This window comes from Pseudoalteromonas sp. Z9A5, assembly GCF_011378875.1.
Taxonomy (GTDB): domain Bacteria; phylum Pseudomonadota; class Gammaproteobacteria; order Enterobacterales; family Alteromonadaceae; genus Pseudoalteromonas.
This window is the reverse complement of sequence record NZ_WTLC01000118.1, coordinates 1-765: the sequence shown is the minus strand read 5'-3', so window position 1 is coordinate 765 and position 765 is coordinate 1. Positions and strand designations below refer to the sequence as shown.

Here is a 765-nt window from a genome sequence, read left to right as displayed (position 1 = left end):
CTAGTAGAAATGGAAGTTCGTGAACTTCTTTCAGAATACGATTTCCCAGGTGATGACTTACCTCTAATCGCTGGTTCTGCGCTTAAAGCGTTAGAAGGCGAGAAAGAGTGGGAAGATAAGATTATTGAGCTTGCAAACGCACTTGATACTTACATCCCAGAGCCAGAGCGTGACATCGATAAGCCTTTCATCATGCCTATCGAAGACGTTTTCTCAATCCAGGGTCGTGGTACTGTTGTAACTGGTCGTGTTGAAGCTGGTATCATCCGCATCAATGACGAAGTAGAAATTGTTGGTATCAATGATACAACTCGTTCTACTTGTACTGGTGTTGAAATGTTCCGTAAGCTTCTAGACGAAGGTCGTGCTGGCGAAAACATCGGCGCACTTCTACGTGGTACTAAACGTGAAGACGTTGAACGTGGTCAAGTACTAGCTAAGCCTGGTTCAATCAACCCACATACTACATTCACTTCAGAAGTATACGTACTTTCGAAAGATGAAGGTGGTCGTCATACTCCATTCTTCAAAGGTTACCGTCCACAGTTCTACTTCCGTACAACTGACGTAACTGGTGACGTACAGTTACCAGATGGCGTAGAAATGGTAATGCCTGGTGATAACATCAAGATGACAGTAACTCTAATCGCGCCAATCGCGATGGATGAAGGTCTTCGTTTTGCTATCCGTGAAGGTGGTCGTACTGTAGGTGCTGGTGTTGTAGCAACTATCGTAGCGTAATTATTAGCCTAGCTAATTTTTACC

Annotated in this window: 1 protein-coding gene; it reads left to right on the top strand. The window is 44.2% G+C overall.

The features are described from left to right. On the top strand, positions 1-741 hold a 741-nt coding region (locus GQR56_RS21280), incomplete at its 5' end, for an EF-Tu/IF-2/RF-3 family GTPase (RefSeq protein WP_240920968.1). Positions 742-765: the final 24 nt, after the last annotated feature.